Genomic DNA, 17,501 nt, shown 5'->3' on the forward strand with positions numbered 1-17,501 from the left:
ACGAAAAATGGACATTGCCTAAACCAAATATTTAGCAAAGACCGTGGCAAGACCTAAGAAAAAGAAAAATCCACAAACATCTGTTGTGGCTGTGACAAAAATGGAGGAAGCAATGGCTGGGTCAATTTTCATCCCTTTTAAGACAATGGGAACAAGTGATCCTACAAGGGAAGCTACGATCATATTCACAAACATCGCCGTTCCCACGACAAGCCCTAAGGTTAGGTTTCCTTTTACTAAATAAATCATTGTGAAGGTAACAGTTCCAAGAGCAAGTCCGTTAATGACACCAATGGTAAATTCCTTACGAACAGCATCCCACCAATTGGAAAAGGATAGGTCCCCAGTTGCAATGTTACGGATGACAACCGTTACAGATTGTGTGCCAGCATTTCCCCCTAGACCGGCTACAATTGGCATAAGAGTTGCGAGCACAACAATTTGAGAAATGGTATCTTCAAAAAAAGCAACTACAGTAGAACTTACAAATGCTGTGAGTAAATTTACATTGAGCCAAATGATCCTACGTTTGACTGACTGTAAAATGGGTGTGGATAATCTTTCATCTTCTGATACCCCCGCCATGAGGAGGATGTCTTCCGATGCTTCCTCTTCCACAATTTCTAACACATCATCCACTGTAATGCGACCAATGATTCGGCCTAAATCATCTGTGACAGCAGCACTCACTAAATCGTATTTTTTAAATGTATTGGCTACCTCTTCTTGGTCTACGTCATAGTGGAAGGCAATGATGGAGAAATTGGTAATCTTGGCAATTTTTGTATTGATGGGCGTGAGAAACAAATCTTTTAAAGGGATAAAACCTTCTAAAACACCGTCTTCATTGGTTACATACACTTGGTAGATGTCTTCAATTTCTTTGGCTTTTTTTCGGACATTGATGATCCCTTTTCGAACATTATCCGTGATGGTGACAGTGGCAAAGTCTTTGGACATGAGTCGTCCCGCAGAGTATTCACGAAATCCAAGTTGGGATCTGATTTCAAAACTATCTGTTTTACTTAAGTTGGCAAGGACAAGTTCCCTTTTTGCACTGGGCAAATAGGAAAGCAGGTATGTAGTCTCATCCGTTTCAATATGGCCAATGGTTTTTGAGATCTCATCGACAGATAGCTCCTCCAAAAAGGACTCGAGAGTCTCCTCTTCCATTTTGATGAGGGAGTATGCTTGGTCTTCATAGGAAAGAAGTCGGAAAAGGTAAAGTTCCTCTTCTCTTTCTAGGTCTTTGAATAAGGTGACAACGTCTGCGGGGTGCGCGCCAGCAAGCATTGCTTTAAGACTTGTTTGGTCTTTTGCGGCGATGGAAGTTTTGATGAGGTCGACAAACTCTTCATAGGAATCACTGTCTCTATCGATTTTGATTCGGAATTCGGACTCTTTCTTTCTTTCTTCTTCCATAAATCAGCGGATTTCCTGAATTTTCCAATTGACGGTTATGTCACGTGAACCATAGGCTATATCCTATGTCGGCACGAGTTCCTTTTTTGAAAACGAATCTTTTTCTTCTGCTTGTTTTTTCACAATGTGTTCTCTTTGAACCAAAAATCAGCAAAGTCCCTGATGCCTATGTGCGTGAAGAAGTGATGAATTCGGAGCAAAAAAATGCAACGAAGGTCCTTACAGAAAAAATCATCAAATTGAATAATGAAGTTGCAAACCAAAGAAAGGCAAATGCTCTCACAAGCCAGGCCATCAAAATTTCATCAGCCAAAATTAACAAACATGCTGCCGAAAGGGATTTGAAACGCACCAAGGAATCCTACTTCACATTAAAAGAAGATCAAATTTCTGCCAAACGATACTTAGAAGAAAGCCAAACCGTTGAATTGGAAAGAGCCAAAGAAGAAACCAGATACAAAACATGGGTGCAAAAAGAAAAGGAAGACAGAGCCTATTTGGAAATGAAAGAGGCGTCTTTGGGTGAACTCATCGCGGAACTAGAGTTAGTACGATCGGAAATCGCAGTGAAATTCCAAGAATCCCAAGGAAAAACTCCTGCAGATCCCGAATACATCAAAAAAGAAATTTATGAAACCCAATATGCTGAAAAAAAATCGGATGCAAGAAGGCGTCTTTCCGACTGGGAACGTGTGAAATCGGAAGCACCGAGTCTACCGAAAGTCAATTTAGAGGACAGTTTTGATGACTCCAAATAAATTTCTTTTCCACCTCGTAACCACAACTTTCCTCCTTCTCATTGGTTTTATTTCCCCTAGCCCTCTTCTTGCGGACTGGGTTTACTTTCCTTATGAATACAACCAAATTTACAAAGAAAAATATGCTTTGGAATTGGAACTTGCAGACATTCGCAAACAACACCAAAACGAACTGAATCGTTTAGAAGAAGAAAAAAAAGACCTGCAATCCCAAATCCGTAATCTCACCGAAGATTTAGAACTCGAAAAACGAAACCGTTCCAAAGAACAAGATGAGTATTCTGATAAACTCAGAGATTACGATATGCGACTCCGTAGTCTTGAAAAAAAAGGCACCGATAAAGAACGAACGCTTGCAGAAGAAAACAGAAAACGAGAAGAAAAAGACCGAGCGGAAATTGACAGTTTAAAACGAAAACTAGAAGAAAAAGAAAGGGAGTGTTTGCAGAAAGAACAAAAACTCCGCGAAACGTATGAATCCAAAATCGATGAATTGAAAGAAAGGATTCGGAACTTAGAAGAAGAACTGGCAAATCTACGTAAGCTCACCAAAGAACAAAAACGAGAACTCGAAAGATTATCCGAACAAACCAAAGAGTTTGAAGAGAAACTCGCAAAGGAAATCACATCAGGCCAAATCCGTCTGAAACGATTCCATAACAAACTCATCATCAACATTGATGATAAAATTTCGTTTGATAGTGGCTCTTCGGAATTGAAACCAGCCATCCTACCTGCGATCGAAAAAATTCGGGATATTTTAGCATCATACCCAGAGAACTACATCGTCGTTGAAGGGCATACGGACAATGTCCCAATCAAAACAAAGTTTAGGAACAACTGGCATCTTTCCAGCGAACGGGCATTAGCGGTTCTTGAATTTATCTTACAAAACAAAAGTTTAAATCCAAAAAACTTTTCCAGTGCGGGTTATGGGGAATACCAACCCATTGTACCCAATAGCACCAAAGAAAACAAAGCGCTAAACCGAAGAGTAGACATTGTTGTGATTCCAAGAGGGGCAAATTCTCTCGGTAATAACCATGAGTAACAATCGTCCCAAACGTAAAAAACTGATTTTTTACTTAAGTCTTTCGGGACTGCTTTCCATTATGATATTTTTTATCGAATGGGTGGGTTCGAAAGAAAGTGGAAGTTTAGCTTTGTTTGCCGATGCAGGGCATATCTTTGCAGATATCTTTGCACATATCATATCCCTTTTTGCCCTGGTCATTGCGTCCAAAAAACCCAATGCAAAGTACCCTTTTGGGTTCCATCGTTTTGAAGTGATTGCTGCTTTTTTAAATGGACTGCTTCTCATTGCCATTTCCATTTTTATTTTATATGAAAGTTATCTGCGTTATTATGGAAATGCGGATGTGGAAGCAGAGACGATGCTTGTGTATTCCCTCATTGGATTTGGGATCAATTTGATTTCCGCCGGTCTTCTAGTGGGAGTGAGTAAAACAAGCCTCAATTTAAAATCGGCATACCTCCATGTTCTCAGTGATTTACTCGGTACCTTGGCTGTGATTTTTGGAGCTTTGCTCATTCGTTTCACAGGAATCAAACAAGTGGATAGTATCCTTAGTATCTTACTTGGACTTTTTATCCTAAAAACTTCCTATGGTATTGTAAAAGAATCGATTCAAATTCTCATTGAGGCAGATACCAGCGAGTTTGACAAAGATCATTTACTCGCACATATCAAAGTTTTGAATGGAATCCAATCCGTTCCCAAAATCATCGTTCGCAAACTGACCTCAGGCATATTTTCTGTAGAAATCCAAGTGGCCGCAAAAGAGAATGCAAACCGAGACAAAATTACATTCGAAATCCATAAAGTGCTAAAAGAAGAATTTGGTGTCCCATTTGTATCGGTAGAAATCATATCCGCTGCGATTTTGCAAAAATTAGATTCCCTTACCATCCGAGAATCAGAACGTGAATTTGGACACCATGGCCATGAACATGGTCATGCCCATGACCACAAAGGAAAACCGATCCACAACCATTCCCATTGATATCCTTTGGCTTTTGTCCACCATCAAAGGAAAGTGGTAGGATATGAATCAAAAATAGTTCACCTTTCCGTTTTTATAGAAATTGTTAGGATTCAAGGTTCAAATCGATTGGAGTGTTTCGTTTTTTCTTATGGAGTAAGTATTTGGTCAAATGATCTTCCCAAAGGAATAATTGCCAGTCGGGATCGATGGATTTTAAATCCTCTTGTGAGGCCAAACCATAATGTTTTGTCACCTCTTGGATGAGCGGTATAATGGGATACGGAACCGCTTCGAGTAACAGTTCTTTTGTGGGATTGCCTTTCAGACTTTCCAAAAACTCTTTTTGCCAATTCACTAATACCGTCCGTTCTCGGTAAATTCCAGCATGCAAATCACTGAGAGATTTTGTTTTGCCGATGAGTAAGGAAACTAAGGAACACAACTCTTTTAATCGGAGTTCGAGTCCCAATTCTCCGTAATTTTCGATGACTAGATTCTCTGGAGGTATTGGAAATTCATTAAGTCCAATTCGTAAGTGGCTCACCTGCGGTGTAAAATCGGTATGGAAAATTTTTTTCTCAGTGACATGGGGATGATGAGGTTCCCGTGGATTCGATACGAAATAAACGGGATAATTTTCCTCTGATTTTGTGACCCAAAAAATGAAATCGGCCTCACCTCCATTGGTGATAAAAGATTTAATTCCTGTTAACTTATCCTCATTGACACTTGATTGGAGTTTTTTTAATTTTCCGTCAAACCCTGGTTCGCTCACACCAGCTGCAAGGATGATGAATGGTTCTTTTCCTGAAAACGCATTCCATAAAAAATGAGAGCCAGGTTCCTGGAACCTTGACGCGTTAAGGATTCCGCCCGCCACATTCACTTCCACCATACAAGAAAGTGCTAAGGAAACTCCGAGTGGTTCTTCGGCTAAGGACGAAAGTTTTTTTTGAAATTCGAAATAGGACTCTTTTCCTAAAATGAAATCATAAAAACCAGCGGAATACAAATAGGGTTTCCAACTGCGGTAAAAGTTTGTACCTGTCGGGACTATATCGTTTTCTAGATAATCTTTGGGGAAAATCGAATCGTTGTCACCCCATTTGGAAAACAAATGGAATGGGGAAGGATCGTTTGTTTCATTCACAAACGTTATTTTCCCTTTCGTTTCGCCATTTTGGCATCCAATTCTTTTTCCTCTTGTAGAACTTTCTTCAAGTATTGTCCCGTAAATGATGCCTTCACAGAGGCGACTTCTTCTGGAGTTCCAGTCGCAATGACTTCTCCCCCTCCATCTCCCCCTTCCGGTCCAATGTCGATGATATAATCGGCAGCTTTGATCACGTCTAAATTATGTTCAATGATTACCATTGAATTTCCTTTATCAACTAACACCTGCAAAACGGATAGTAACTTTTCAATGTCTTCAAAATGGAGTCCTGTCGTAGGTTCATCCAATATATAAAGTGTTTTTCCGGTGGGTCGTTTGGAAAGCTCCGTGGAGAGTTTGATCCTTTGGGCTTCACCACCAGAAAAGGTTGTAGCTGCTTGTCCCAGTTTGATATACCCAAGGCCTACATCCATCAAGGTATCCAGTTTCCGTTTGAGGTTGGGGATATTTTCAAAGAACACAACAGCTTCTTCCACGGTCATCCCGAGTACATCGGATATATTTTTCCCTTTGTATTTCACTTCTAGGGTCTCACGGTTGTACCGTTTGCCTTTACAGACCTCACACTCCACATAGATGTCCGGTAAAAAATGCATTTCGATTTTTAAAATCCCATCACCTTCACATTTTTCACACCTTCCACCAGCCACGTTGAAACTAAAACGCCCGGGCCCATACCCACGCACTTTTGCTTCTTCTAGACCACTATAAAGATCACGCACAAAGGTAAATAAACCAGTGTAAGTGGCTGGGTTCGACCGAGGGGTCCTTCCGATGGCAGATTGGTCAATATTGATGACCTTATCGATTTGGTCTTTTCCTAGGATTTTTTTGTGTTTGCCGGGAACCAGTTTCATTCCCATCACGGAACTTGCTAGTTCCTTATAAAGGATTTCATTGATTAAGGTTGATTTACCAGAACCAGATACTCCTGTAACTACCGTTAATGTTCCAAGAGGGATAGAAACATCAACATTCTTAAGGTTGTTATGCGTTGCTCCCGTGATTTTTAAAAACTTACCATTCCCCACTCTCCTTGTTTCCGGTTTGGAAATTCGTTTTTCTCCAGAGAGAAACTTACCAGTTACAGAGTGTTTGTCTTTTTTGATTTGTTCAGGGGTTCCAAAGGCTACAATTTCGCCGCCATGGACACCAGCGCCAGGCCCCATATCCACAATATAATCCGCTTCTTCCATGGTCTCTTTGTCATGTTCCACAACAAGGACAGTATTTCCTAAATTTCGTAAGCCCTTTAAGGTTTGCACGAGCTTCGTATTGTCCCTTTGGTGGAGACCAATGGATGGTTCATCTAAGATATAAAGGACTCCCATTAACCTAGATCCAATTTGAGTGGCAAGTCTGATCCGTTGCATCTCCCCACCAGAAAGTGTTCCTGCAGAACGACTTAAATTCAAATACCCAACTCCCACATCATTTAAGAAGTGGAGCCTTTGTAAGATCTCTTTCAGAATGGGTTTGGAAATAGTATCTTCTGCCCCTTTGTATTCAGATTTTTTGGTAAATTCTAAGGCCTTTTCAATGGAGAAACCAGTATAGGCATCAATTCCAATGCCTTGGACTTTGACTGCCAGTGCTTCCTTTCGCAAACGTTTTCCATGGCATTCATCACAATCATGGTTTGTCATAAATGACTCAAACCATTGGCGCATCGAATCTGATTTGGTTTCCTTATAACGACGTTTTAGATTGGGAATCACACCTTCGTAATTTTTCGAAAATTCATAATGAGAATTGGCTCCTCTAAAATCATAATCGATATGGATGGAAGCATCACCGTGTAAAATCGTGTTTCGAATTTTTTCTGGTAAATCCTTCCAAGCTGTATTTAAGTTAAACTTCAATTTTTTAGATAACGCTTGTATGGTGGCCATATACCAATAGGAATTGGATTTGGATCCTCCCCATGCTTCGATACAACCTTCTGCAAGAGATGCCTCTCGATCTGTCACAAGAAGTGCCTCATCAAACTCAAGGAGTGCACCAAGCCCATCACATTGGGAACAGGCACCAAAGGGAGAGTTAAAGGAAAAAAGTCTCGGCGTGAGTTCAGGGATACTCACATCATCACATTTGGGACAAGATAGTTTTTGGGAAAACAGATGGTCTTTTTCCCCATCTTCTACGACAACGATCCCATCTGCTGTTTTTAAAGCGGTTTCCACAGAGTCGGACAGCCGAGACTGGATTCCCGGTTTCATCACGATCCGGTCTACAACGATATCGATATCTGCTTTGAAGTTTTTCTTTAAGGGGATTTCGTCTTCTAGAGAATACACTTCCCCATTCACACGCACTCGGTTGAAACCCTCTTTTTTATATCGTTCGAGAACCTCTCGATGTTCCCCTTTTTTCCCCTGGATGACAGGGGCTAGGATTTGTAACTTGGTCCCTTCTGGAAAAATATTGATCCTGTCTGTGATTTGGTCGACGGATAAACTGGAAATCGGTGTTCCACACTTTGGGCAATGTGGTTTCCCCACACGAGCGTATAACAAACGCAAGTAGTCATAAATTTCTGTGACAGTTCCTACTGTCGAACGTGGGTTCCGGTGTGTGGTTTTTTGTTCTATGGAAATTGCAGGACTTAATCCTTCGATTTGGTCCACATCGGGTTTTTCCATTTGGCCAAGGAATTGCCTAGCATAACTGGAAAGGGACTCCACATACCGCCTTTGCCCTTCGGCATAAATGGTATCAAAGGCAAGCGAAGACTTTCCAGAACCAGAAAGTCCAGTGATGACCACTAGTTTGTCTCTTGGAATGTCAAGGTTTAGGTTTTTTAGGTTATGTTCACGGGCGCCACGAATACGAATAAAGGAATCCACATCGGATAGGTTGTTTTCCTCTTTCATTCTGGAAAGAATTTTAAGGAATGGAGGGAAGAGGACTCACCGTGTTTCGAATTCTTTTTTTCCTTCTTTTTTTGCCGTTTCGAGTTTTGTACCTGATTTACCTACGTCTAAGCCTCTTTCTCCAACGAGGGAAAGAGACATACGAATTGGAAATGCCACCTGTCTTTGAAGATTCATACAAATCCTTTTTCGTCAAAAAACTCCAAGGCAAAGAAGAAACGATCACTCGACTGGAACTCCTTGTTTTACTCAAAACCATTGAGAAAAATCCCAAAATCAAAACTGTCGATATCAGTTTACCTCCCTTAGAATGGACGCTATCGGAATTTTATGAAATCAGAAACGAGCTAATAGCAATACGAGAATCAGGGAAAACCATTCGCATGTTTGCCAAAGAAGGGGGACTCGGAAGTTTACTCTTACTCACGGCTGCCAGTGAAACCTACCTTGCTCCAGAATCAGAATTTATGGTTTTACTCCCGAGCGCCGAACCTATGTTTTTTGGTAAGTTCTTAAAAACTTGGGGGATTGAAGTACAAGCCTTTGCTTCTGGCCCATACAAATCATTCGCTGAAAGTTTCACCCGTGGGGAATTCTCAAGAGAAGCGAGAAAAAATTTAGAATCACTCGTGATTGACCTTCGCAACGTGATCCTTTCTGCACTTACCAATGGGAATCAAAACCTAGAACCAGTTTTTTACAAACCCATGTTATCTGCTGAGGAATTGCTAACTGCAGGTGTGGTACATGGCATCAAAACAGAAACGGAATTTTTTTCCTCTGATCGAAAACTATTTTCGCCGTCTTACCCAACACTTTACCAAACCAGTAAGGAATTTTCCCTATTTCCCAAACGCAAACAAGAAGTGGTCATCCTTCCCATCGATGGTGGGATTACGGGTGGGGATTACCTCCATAAAAACAGAGAAAACGGGAAAATAGAAGCCTTCTCCCTCATTCCCACATTAAAGGCATTAGGTGAAGATAAAAAAATCAAAGCGGTGATCCTTGAAATTTCTTCCCCAGGTGGCTCTGCTTTTTATTCGGAACAAATCCACCAAGAAATTTTAGAATTAAAAAAATCAAAATTGGTCACAGCTTATTTTAAAGACACGGTCGCCAGTGGTGGGTATTACATTGCCACTGCGGCAGACTATATCACTGCCTCCCCTGTTTGCATCACAGGTTCAATTGGAGCTGTCAGCATCCGCGCAAACTTACAAAAACTTTATAAAAAATTCCATTTGAATAAAGAAGCAGTCGGTTTTTATCCCTTTCGGGACATCCATTCCGAGTTCCAACCCCTCTCCAAACAAAGTGTCAAGTATCTAGAATCCCAAATCAAAAAGATTGAGGCATTGTTTTACAAACGAGTGTCCGAAGGCCGAAATATCCCTTTATCAGAACTTCCCAAAATTGGGATGGGACGCGTTTATCTCCCAACAACAGAGAATCAAATTGTCGATTCTCTTGGTGGACTTCTCGATGCCATAAGCTTCGTCAAAGAGAAATTAGGTGGAAAAGCCATTTACTTAACAGAAGAACTCCCATCCTACAATCTCAAAAATAAAATTCCCCTCCTCGGTGGACTTTTATCGGAATTACAATTATTGGAATCCTTAGGGGAAGTATCCCTCCTCTCCCATACCAAACTGCGATGGAAAAATAGGTAGTGGATTGGAAAGGGAACGAGTGATGTGAGACAATGCGGAGGGTTTTTTGCCTTCCGATTCTCCGAGCTAACGTAAGAGTTATCGGATGGAACTTTCGTTCATTTGGATTCGGAAGCCTTTTCCAATCGGTTGAGAAGTGCTTCCCTCCCTTCGCCTAAGGCCGGTTCCTCGCAGTAAATTGTATCGATTCCCTTTACGTCACATTGCTCAAAAAAAGCATACAATATAGAACTATACTCCTGATTGGAAGATACAGGTTTGATTCGTTCTGAATGATCCAAACCTGATTCCCATCCATCCTTTCCCAAGTCCATTCCAGGGAATGAAAATCCAATCCAAGCATGATTGGAAAGGTCCCTTTCCTTTTGGAATCGAGATTGAAATTCCGCAGGTTGGCAAAGGATTACCTTGGCCTTAGGAGCATAGTGTTTGTACTTCATCCCAGGACTTTCAGGAATGGCTTCTCCCTTTACCTGAAACGAATCAGGAACCATTAAATTGGGTAAAAACTGACGTAAATCCTTTGATTCAATGGAGCCTGGACGAAGTAGAACCGGTGGGTCTAGGTGCATTCCCACAACCGTTGATTCAATTCCAATACTTGGTTCCAGAGCAAGAAAGATCCCATCTACAATTCCATCGAAATATCGCACAACATCTGTCATGCGAGTAAGTGATGGCCTTCCCGAGAGATTGGCAGATGGGGCAGAAATGGGACTACCGCAAGCTTCAATCCACTGTCGCAAAATTGGGTTTTTGGGGATACGAACTGCAAGTGTACTGATCTCTTTTGGAAAGATAGATCCATCCAGTTTTGGGAGGACTAAGGTCAAAGGACCAGGAGAGAACTCCTGTAACAATCGTTTGGCTAAATCATTTACGACACAAACTTTTTCAATGGACTCAATGGAATCAAAATGTGCGATAAGGGGGTTATCACTTGGTCTACCTTTGATTTGGTAAATTCGTTTGCAAGCCTCTTCGTTTGTACTCGAAGCTCCAATCCCATATACAGTTTCTGTCGGAAATACAACCACCCCACCTTTTCGGATGAGGTCCGCAAGCAAACGAACATCCGAAGAGATCAGGGTTTTCATATTAGAACTGTTTGGTTTTTGAATTGGATTTTTGTTTTGATTTCGAAAGAGAAACTTTCAGCGTTTCTTTTGATTCTAAATTTTGAATCGTTGTTTCTTCTTTTGGTTCTTCTTCCTCTTTTGCTTTTTCTACGGGAGGAATTTTCCCTTGGACAAGTTTACTGAGGTAAACATTGATTTCAGGGTCATTGTCTGTGACAAGTTGCCAAAAAGAAAAACCACCCAAGTCATATTTTCGTAAAAGGTTCATTTTCTCTTCAAAGGCACGTCTGTTCATATAAAACGCAACACGGTCACAACCACCACTGGTGTACCATAAAGAAGGGTCTTCGTATGCTCGGTTTTTATGGATGTCGGAAAACTTAGAAAGATTTTTCCAATTTGCTACCTTGTTCTCTTCATTTAAGATGCGGTTGATATCGGTGGGCTGGCGATTTTTATGAGTGCCTGCTTTGATCCTTTGTGCATCGGAATGGTAAATGGCTTTAGCCGAAGCCTTACAATTAAGAGCCCAGTCATAACCATAGGTCGGAATCGCCATGTAGAGTTTTTGTGTGGGAACTCTTTTTTTGGCATAGGTGATAATATCCTTTAACCAAACATTTGGTGCTTGTGGACCAGGTCCTGGGTTGTGGTATTTCCTTGGGTGGAGTTCATAGGCCATGATTTTCACACGGTCAGCATGTTTGGCGAGGAATTCATAATCATGAGTGGTTGGCCCTCTCCAATTTTCACGAAAATCCAATTGGATGGGTTTCGAAAGGCCACGGCATTGCAATTCTTTCTTTTTTGATTTCTCTGCTGGGGTTTTTGGATGGACGGCAACAGAAATGAGTTTTCCTTTTTTATGCACTTCTTTGGCAAGTAGTGCAAAAAATTCCTCAAACTTTTCTTTTTTATCGCAAGACATCCCTTCGTAATCGATGTCAATCCCATCATACCCATAGGTCATGATTTCGTTTACAATCACCTGGATGTGGTGGTCACGGATATCATTTCTCCCACCCATTCCAATGTTTTCTTGGATCTTTTCTTTTGGATTTTCCCAACGAAAGATCGTAGGGATGATTTTCACTTTTGGGTTGAGGGCACGGAGTTCTTGGACTCGCTCCTTTCTGGATGTGGAAGACCAACTCGAAATGAGTTCCCCATTATTTGAAAGTCCACCTTTCATCGTATAGATAAACGGATGGATTTCATTGTACAAATGGACTGTCTTTTTCATCGCCGTCCAATCGGTTGACCATGCGGAAGACCGGAAACTCACATTCTCATCTGGTAAAAAGTTTGGGGTTTCTATTGCTTCTTCTTCGACAGACGTTGTTGGTTTCGATTGCGTTTGGTCCGAAGTCTCCATCTCAGATGGAGTTCCAAGCGATGGAGTGGATGCTTCCACAACACTTGGGTTTGTATTTCCTGTTTTTGGGAGGTCTTTTAACACCAAAGTGGATCCCGAATTTTGCATGAGATTCATTCCCAAATAAAACGAAATAGCGGATAAAAAGAACCAAGAGGCAAATAATAACGAATACTTCGCCACGTTCGAAAGTGGGCGTTTTGGTGGATTAGGGGATTGTGATTCAGACATATACGTTTCTTCTAGATTGATTATCGAACTTGTGAGAAAAAAAGAGTAGAGAATAATCAAATCCCACCCTATCTATCTGTTACCCATGATTTTTTAGGAGGGATTCTCTCCTAGTGAAAATTGGAATGGGAGGAAAAGAAATCCATGAATGCTTTAAAACAAAAACCTGTGATCCTGTATACAGTCCTACTCAGTTTTTTCCTAACGTTTTTACTGCTTGCGGAACTCACTGGTAGTAAATTATTTTTTGCCTTCGGATTTACCATGACCATGGGGGTCATCCCTTTCCCAGTTACCTTTATCATCACTGATTTACTCAACGAATACTTTGGAAGGAAAGTGGTCCGCGCCACAACCTTTCTTGGAATGGTGATGATTGGATTTGCTTACCTCCTCATTGTCATCGACATCCAAATTCCGGCAAGCCCTGATTCTCCCATTGATGACGCCTCTTTCGAAAGGGTTTTCGCCAATTCAGGCCTAGTGATCCTTGGTTCCATCATCGCGTATGTGATTTGGCAGATGATTGACCTACATACCTTCCATTTCCTACGAAAAAAAACGAAAGGAAAACATATCTGGTTACGTGCCACAGGTTCCACTGTCATCTCCCAGCTGATTGATTCCTTTGTGGTGATCTTCATTGCCCTTGGAAAATACCACCCAGTTCCAAAACTTGTCTCTATCGCGAGTACCAATTTTTTATACAAAATGGGAGTTGCGATTCTCATTACCCCACTTCTCTATGCAATCCATATCTACATCGATCGTTACTTAGGTGAAACGTTAAAACAACAGATGTTCAAACAGGCGATGGAAGAAGAAGGATATGAATCCACCATCCAACCAGGGTAAACCCATGTGGAAACCAAGGACTGAAAGGTTACAAACTCTTCTCGGAAAAATTCCCGCAAACATTGGGCACCGAGGCGCAAGAGGCCTTGCCCCAGAAAACACACTTGTGTCCTTTCTTGTGGGATCGGAATCCACCCATTACTTTGAACTTGATACCATGTTATGCGGTTCAGGAGATCTTGTTGTGATCCATGACTTTACAGTTGATAGAACGACCGATGGGAAGGGGAAGGTATCTGATTTCACCTATCGGAAATTAGCCGAACTCGATGCAGGTAGTTTTTTTGGTGAGGCATTTGAAGGGGAACAGATTCCCACTCTATCGCAAGTGGTGCAAACCCTTCCCGAAACCACAGTGTTTGACATTGAACTCAAAAGTGAAGGAAAAACCAAAGAGAGGGAATCACTAGCCAAAGCCGTTGTCAAACTCATTCGGAAATACAAATTACAAAACCGGATTTGGGTGAGTAGTTTTGATTGGGACCTTGTGGACCTTGTTCGAAAGGAAGAATCAGAAGTACTTCGGGGGCTACTCATCGAAAAAGGAGATACGCTAAACGAAGGTTACATGCAATATGAACCCGATTTGATTTTACCTCATTACTCACTCTGTACAAAAGAGTTTGTAGCAAAGTGCCAATCGGAGGGTTTACTTGTGATTCCATACACTCCCAATACGGAAGAGGAATGGAAGTCATTATTGGAAGTTGGAGTTTCTGGACTCATCACCGACTACCCAGACAGGCTCCTTCATTATTTGGAAAAATAAACCCATACCCAGTTCCCCCAAGGGTCTTCATAGAGGGAATAGGCTTTTGTTGGGTGCGATTGGAGGATTTTGAATTTTTGCAGTTTGGGGTCGTTTTCTTTTCCTTTTTCCCATTCCAACGTGATGGTTCCGGGCCGCACAGGGCATCCTTCCGTTTGTTTTGAAAATACCATCCGTAAGGTTCCAAAGACTAGGAGTTCTGCATGGCCAAAACTTTCTTTCAGAACTTCACCCCCTACAATGGATTGGTAGAAGTGAAGTGGTTCGGAACAATTTTCCCCTCCTTCCAAATTGACGGAGTAAAAAGAAAGTGATCTTTCCCCATTGGGATTTCGTTCCAACATAGGTTTCATCTTGTGATGTTAGACAGATTTTTCCAATCAAATTTTTTTGCAAAACGATTCAGTTTAGAAAAACACCCAAAGTTTCCAATGTTGGTCTTTCTTACCCTAACAAGTATCACCAACTTTTTGTTATGCGAAACGATTTACTTCCGAATTTTACATTCCGCAGACCAACTCTATAGCCCTTTGGTGATTTTAGATGCATTCACTGGAAAAGGCATAACTCACTGGTATTTTCCACCTTCTCCTTATTTTTTCCCAGACCTTGTACTCATGTCGGTTTTGTATTGTTTTGTTCCTTTTTTGTATTTACCAACGATGTATGGAGTGGTCCAAATGGGTTTTGTTACGCTTGGCATCTACTGGGTGTTAAACGAATTCTTATCAAAATCCCAATCCTTATTGTTTTTGTTTTATTTCCAAACCCTCATCATTATTTTTTCTTTTTTGGGTGTTGTCCTGAAGGACAACCCTTTGCCCTTTGTGTATTTTTTTACTAATGCTCACCACAGTACAGGATTCTTTTTTAGTTTCTTCCTTGTGAGTGTTCTTGGATTCAATCTTAGAAAACAAAACTGGGGTGAACATGGTAACAAACGAAATCTGATCCTTCGGTTGTTTCTCTATTGGATTGGGTTTAGCCTACTGTACCTTTCCGACAGGTATTCCTTTTGCATTGGTTTTCTTTGTTTTATGACCATTTACCACTTTGAAATCCGTAAGAAAAACGGGAATCGGCTTCCGAAACTTCCTGGATGGAAACTCAATTTTCTCATCCTTATTTTTCTTTTGTTGAATGAACTCAGTTTTTACGGAATCAAACAAACACTCCAGATTCCCAATAGTTTTGGGATTTTATTGAAATCCATTTCCGATAAATCAGTGGATCGAATTTTGTTTTTGTCATATACCTATCTTTTCGATGGATCCAAACACCTCTTTTACCAAAATGGATCCTTACTTCTTTTGATTTCGTTTTGCCTTTTCACGGTTTCCAAATTTCCGTTTCGCATTCGGATTTTACTCCTAACTTTGATTCCAGTACTTCTTCTATTACTCATTATTGTGGGACGATTCACCTACCTTCACCCGTATCCCATCCGCTATTTGTTCCCCATTTGGTTTTTTTGTTTCCTAGGACTTAGTTGGTTTTTCCAAACGGTTTGCAACCGGTTTCCCATTTCTCTCATCTTTGCCTCATTTGCCCTTTGGATCCTACTCCTTTCTTCATTCCCAAATCCAAGACAAGCCGTGGCAGAGAGTTTCCTTAAAGTAACCAAACAGGAAGTTTCCTATGACTTTGAAAAACCCATTCGCTTTTGGTCTGAAGGGAAAAAAGAACCAATCCCGATCGACAATCTAGGGAAACCATACCGCTGGATCACAGGTGCTTTCCATACTCCTTGACAGACTTCGGGGAAACTATGATCTGGAAGGAGATGGAAGATTACGTTCGGATTTTTGATACCACTTTACGAGACGGAGAGCAGTGCCCTGGTGCTGCAATGAGTGAGGATGAAAAGGTAGAAATTGCCGGCCACCTCGCTCGGATGAGAGTTGACATCATTGAAGCAGGTTTCCCTGTATCCTCTCCCGTTCAGTTCAAAGCGGTGGAAAGGATTGCCCGTGAAATCGAAGGCCCCACCATTTGTGGTTTAGCCCGTGCCCTTAGGCCCGATTTAGAGGCAGCAAGAGATGCGCTTAAACCCGCAAAATCCAAACGCATCCATACCTTCATTGCTTCCTCTCCCATCCACATGAAACACAAGTTGGGAAAGTCGCCAAAAGAAGTCCTCGAGATGGCAAGGATTGCGGTTCGGATGGCAAAAGACTTTGTTCCTGATGTAGAGTTTTCACCAGAAGATGCCACTCGTTCGGAATGGGAATTCTTACGAGAGTTAGTTGAAGCCGTCATCGAAGAAGGAGCGACAACCATCAATATTCCCGATACCGTTGGATACACTACCCCTCAAGAATACATGGATCTCTTTCGTTTTTTAAAAGAAAAAGTAAAGGGTGCAGACAAAGTCATTTTTTCTGCCCATTGCCATAATGACCTAGGTCTTGCCGTTGCCAATTCCCTTGCCACAGTACTTGCCGGTGGACGTCAAATTGAATGTACCATCAACGGGATTGGGGAACGAGCAGGGAATACCGCCATGGAAGAAGTGGTGATGGCTCTTAAAACAAGAAAAGATACCTTTGGAGTGGAAACAAAGATTGATTCTACCCTCATCACACGTGGGTCTCATTTGGTAAAAACCATTACGGGAATGGTTGTACAACCTAACAAAGCAATTGTGGGTGCCAATGCCTTCGCTCATGAATCAGGGATCCACCAAGATGGTGTGATTAAAAATCGCCAAACCTATGAAATCATGACCCCAGAATCGGTAGGATTAAAATCCAATCGTATGGTTCTTGGTCGCCACTCGGGAAGAGCTGGATTCAAAGATCGAATCATCCGTATGGGATTTGATCCAAAACCTGAAGAAATTGATAATGCATACAATCGGTTTTTGGAAATTGCAGACAAAAAAAAGGAAGTGTTTGATGAAGACATCGCTGCCCTCTTCCAATCCGAAATCAGCCGTTCCCAAGTCGATGAAACCTACAAACTTTTATCCTTTGAACAAAATACTGGCTCTGACAAAACTCCATTTGCAAAAGTCAGCTTACAAAGCAAAGGTGAAATTAAAACGGGAGAAGCCAAAGGAGATGGTCCTGTTGATAGTATCTTCAAAGCAATTAGTTCGGTGACTGGTCTTTCTCCCTTATTGTCCCGGCTTGTGATTTCACCGGTCACAGAAGGAACGGATGCAATGGCAGAGGCATCTGTCACGCTAGAAGAAGGGGAAAGGCGAGTTGTGGGAAAAGGTGATTCTACCGATATCATTGAGGCATGTGCCAAAGCATACATCAATGCACTGAACCGGTTGTGA

At 41.5% G+C, this 17,501-nt stretch carries 14 protein-coding genes; 8 read left to right on the top strand and 6 right to left on the bottom strand.

Features of this window, described 5'->3' with window-relative positions; translation table 11 throughout:
• Positions 1-18 precede the first annotated feature (18 nt).
• Positions 19-1,422, bottom strand: coding sequence for a magnesium transporter (mgtE, locus tag LEP1GSC202_RS12355; RefSeq protein WP_015678138.1), 1,404 nt, complete (start codon positions 1,420-1,422; stop codon positions 19-21).
• 86 nt (positions 1,423-1,508) lie between these two features.
• Here mgtE and LEP1GSC202_RS12360 point away from each other — a divergent pair, with 86 nt between their 5' ends.
• Genes LEP1GSC202_RS12360 through LEP1GSC202_RS12370 form a run of 3 tightly spaced genes read left to right on the top strand, consistent with a single transcriptional unit; the run spans position 1,509 to position 4,204 of the window.
• Positions 1,509-2,180, top strand: coding sequence for a hypothetical protein (locus LEP1GSC202_RS12360; RefSeq protein ID WP_244147722.1), 672 nt, complete (start codon positions 1,509-1,511; stop codon positions 2,178-2,180).
• A complete protein-coding gene (locus LEP1GSC202_RS12365; RefSeq protein WP_015678193.1) occupies positions 2,167-3,231 on the top strand; it encodes an OmpA family protein in 1,065 nt (354 codons plus the stop codon). The genes LEP1GSC202_RS12360 and LEP1GSC202_RS12365 overlap by 14 nt, the downstream gene beginning before the upstream one ends.
• Positions 3,224-4,204, top strand: coding sequence for a cation diffusion facilitator family transporter (locus tag LEP1GSC202_RS12370; RefSeq protein WP_015678223.1), 981 nt, complete (start codon positions 3,224-3,226; stop codon positions 4,202-4,204). The genes LEP1GSC202_RS12365 and LEP1GSC202_RS12370 overlap by 8 nt, the downstream gene beginning before the upstream one ends.
• 85 nt (positions 4,205-4,289) lie before the next feature.
• Here the strand turns inward: LEP1GSC202_RS12370 and LEP1GSC202_RS12375 are convergent, their stop codons facing one another.
• On the bottom strand, positions 4,290-5,336 hold the full coding sequence (locus LEP1GSC202_RS12375) for a hypothetical protein (protein WP_015678087.1): 1,047 nt from the start codon (positions 5,334-5,336) through the stop codon (positions 4,290-4,292).
• A gap of 5 nt (positions 5,337-5,341) precedes the next feature.
• Positions 5,342-8,233, bottom strand: a complete 2,892-nt coding sequence (gene uvrA, locus LEP1GSC202_RS12380; RefSeq protein WP_015678126.1) for an excinuclease ABC subunit UvrA — start codon at positions 8,231-8,233, stop codon at positions 5,342-5,344.
• A 41-nt stretch (positions 8,234-8,274) separates the two neighbouring features.
• On the opposite strand from uvrA, the gene LEP1GSC202_RS12385 reads away from it, so the two are divergent.
• The gene (locus tag LEP1GSC202_RS12385) at positions 8,275-9,906 is read left to right on the top strand and encodes a S49 family peptidase (protein WP_039929035.1); all 1,632 of its coding nucleotides are present in this window, start codon (positions 8,275-8,277) and stop codon (positions 9,904-9,906) included.
• Positions 9,907-10,004: 98 nt separating this feature from the next.
• On the opposite strand, the gene LEP1GSC202_RS12390 is transcribed toward LEP1GSC202_RS12385, so the two are convergent.
• Both LEP1GSC202_RS12390 and LEP1GSC202_RS12395 read right to left on the bottom strand, forming a co-directional pair.
• Positions 10,005-11,003 carry an L-threonylcarbamoyladenylate synthase gene (locus LEP1GSC202_RS12390; RefSeq protein WP_015678052.1) on the bottom strand — a complete coding sequence of 333 codons (999 nt, stop codon included), beginning with the start codon at positions 11,001-11,003 and terminating at the stop codon, positions 10,005-10,007.
• A 1-nt stretch (position 11,004) separates the two neighbouring features.
• Positions 11,005-12,591 (bottom strand): glycosyl hydrolase family 18 protein, encoded by a 1,587-nt coding sequence (locus LEP1GSC202_RS12395; RefSeq protein ID WP_015678371.1) that lies wholly within the window; start codon positions 12,589-12,591, stop codon positions 11,005-11,007.
• Between the two features lie 144 nt (positions 12,592-12,735).
• Between LEP1GSC202_RS12395 and LEP1GSC202_RS12400 the strand changes: the two genes are divergently transcribed.
• Positions 12,736-13,446 (top strand): queuosine precursor transporter, encoded by a 711-nt coding sequence (locus tag LEP1GSC202_RS12400; RefSeq protein WP_015678286.1) that lies wholly within the window; start codon positions 12,736-12,738, stop codon positions 13,444-13,446.
• A gap of 4 nt (positions 13,447-13,450) precedes the next feature.
• The gene (locus LEP1GSC202_RS12405; protein ID WP_015678315.1) at positions 13,451-14,215 is read left to right on the top strand and encodes a glycerophosphodiester phosphodiesterase; all 765 of its coding nucleotides are present in this window, start codon (positions 13,451-13,453) and stop codon (positions 14,213-14,215) included.
• On the opposite strand, the gene LEP1GSC202_RS12410 is transcribed toward LEP1GSC202_RS12405, so the two are convergent.
• Positions 14,200-14,568, bottom strand: a complete 369-nt coding sequence (locus LEP1GSC202_RS12410; protein WP_135636108.1) for a VOC family protein — start codon at positions 14,566-14,568, stop codon at positions 14,200-14,202. The genes LEP1GSC202_RS12405 and LEP1GSC202_RS12410 overlap by 16 nt on opposite strands.
• Before the next feature lie 6 nt (positions 14,569-14,574).
• Here LEP1GSC202_RS12410 and LEP1GSC202_RS12415 point away from each other — a divergent pair, with 6 nt between their 5' ends.
• Both LEP1GSC202_RS12415 and LEP1GSC202_RS12420 read left to right on the top strand, forming a co-directional pair.
• Positions 14,575-15,966, top strand: coding sequence for a hypothetical protein (locus LEP1GSC202_RS12415; RefSeq protein ID WP_015678119.1), 1,392 nt, complete (start codon positions 14,575-14,577; stop codon positions 15,964-15,966).
• Between the two features lie 17 nt (positions 15,967-15,983).
• A complete protein-coding gene (locus LEP1GSC202_RS12420; protein ID WP_015678021.1) occupies positions 15,984-17,501 on the top strand; it encodes a 2-isopropylmalate synthase in 1,518 nt (505 codons plus the stop codon).

It is taken from the genome of Leptospira yanagawae serovar Saopaulo str. Sao Paulo = ATCC 700523, from assembly GCF_000332475.2.
In the GTDB taxonomy this organism is placed as follows: Bacteria; Spirochaetota; Leptospiria; order Leptospirales; family Leptospiraceae; genus Leptospira_A; species Leptospira_A yanagawae.

Coding starts and splice junctions, on each gene's coding strand:
- mgtE (WP_015678138.1), bottom strand. CDS start 1,422: ATGGAAGAAGAAAGAAAGAAAGAGTCCGAATTCCGAATCAAAATCGAT.
- LEP1GSC202_RS12365 (WP_015678193.1), top strand. CDS start 2,167: ATGACTCCAAATAAATTTCTTTTCCACCTCGTAACCACAACTTTCCTC.
- LEP1GSC202_RS12370 (WP_015678223.1), top strand. CDS start 3,224: ATGAGTAACAATCGTCCCAAACGTAAAAAACTGATTTTTTACTTAAGT.
- uvrA (WP_015678126.1), bottom strand. CDS start 8,233: ATGAAAGAGGAAAACAACCTATCCGATGTGGATTCCTTTATTCGTATT.
- LEP1GSC202_RS12390 (WP_015678052.1), bottom strand. CDS start 11,003: ATGAAAACCCTGATCTCTTCGGATGTTCGTTTGCTTGCGGACCTCATC.
- LEP1GSC202_RS12395 (WP_015678371.1), bottom strand. CDS start 12,591: ATGTCTGAATCACAATCCCCTAATCCACCAAAACGCCCACTTTCGAAC.
- LEP1GSC202_RS12400 (WP_015678286.1), top strand. CDS start 12,736: ATGAATGCTTTAAAACAAAAACCTGTGATCCTGTATACAGTCCTACTC.
- LEP1GSC202_RS12405 (WP_015678315.1), top strand. CDS start 13,451: ATGTGGAAACCAAGGACTGAAAGGTTACAAACTCTTCTCGGAAAAATT.
- LEP1GSC202_RS12410 (WP_135636108.1), bottom strand. CDS start 14,568: ATGAAACCTATGTTGGAACGAAATCCCAATGGGGAAAGATCACTTTCT.
- LEP1GSC202_RS12415 (WP_015678119.1), top strand. CDS start 14,575: ATGTTAGACAGATTTTTCCAATCAAATTTTTTTGCAAAACGATTCAGT.
- LEP1GSC202_RS12420 (WP_015678021.1), top strand. CDS start 15,984: ATGATCTGGAAGGAGATGGAAGATTACGTTCGGATTTTTGATACCACT.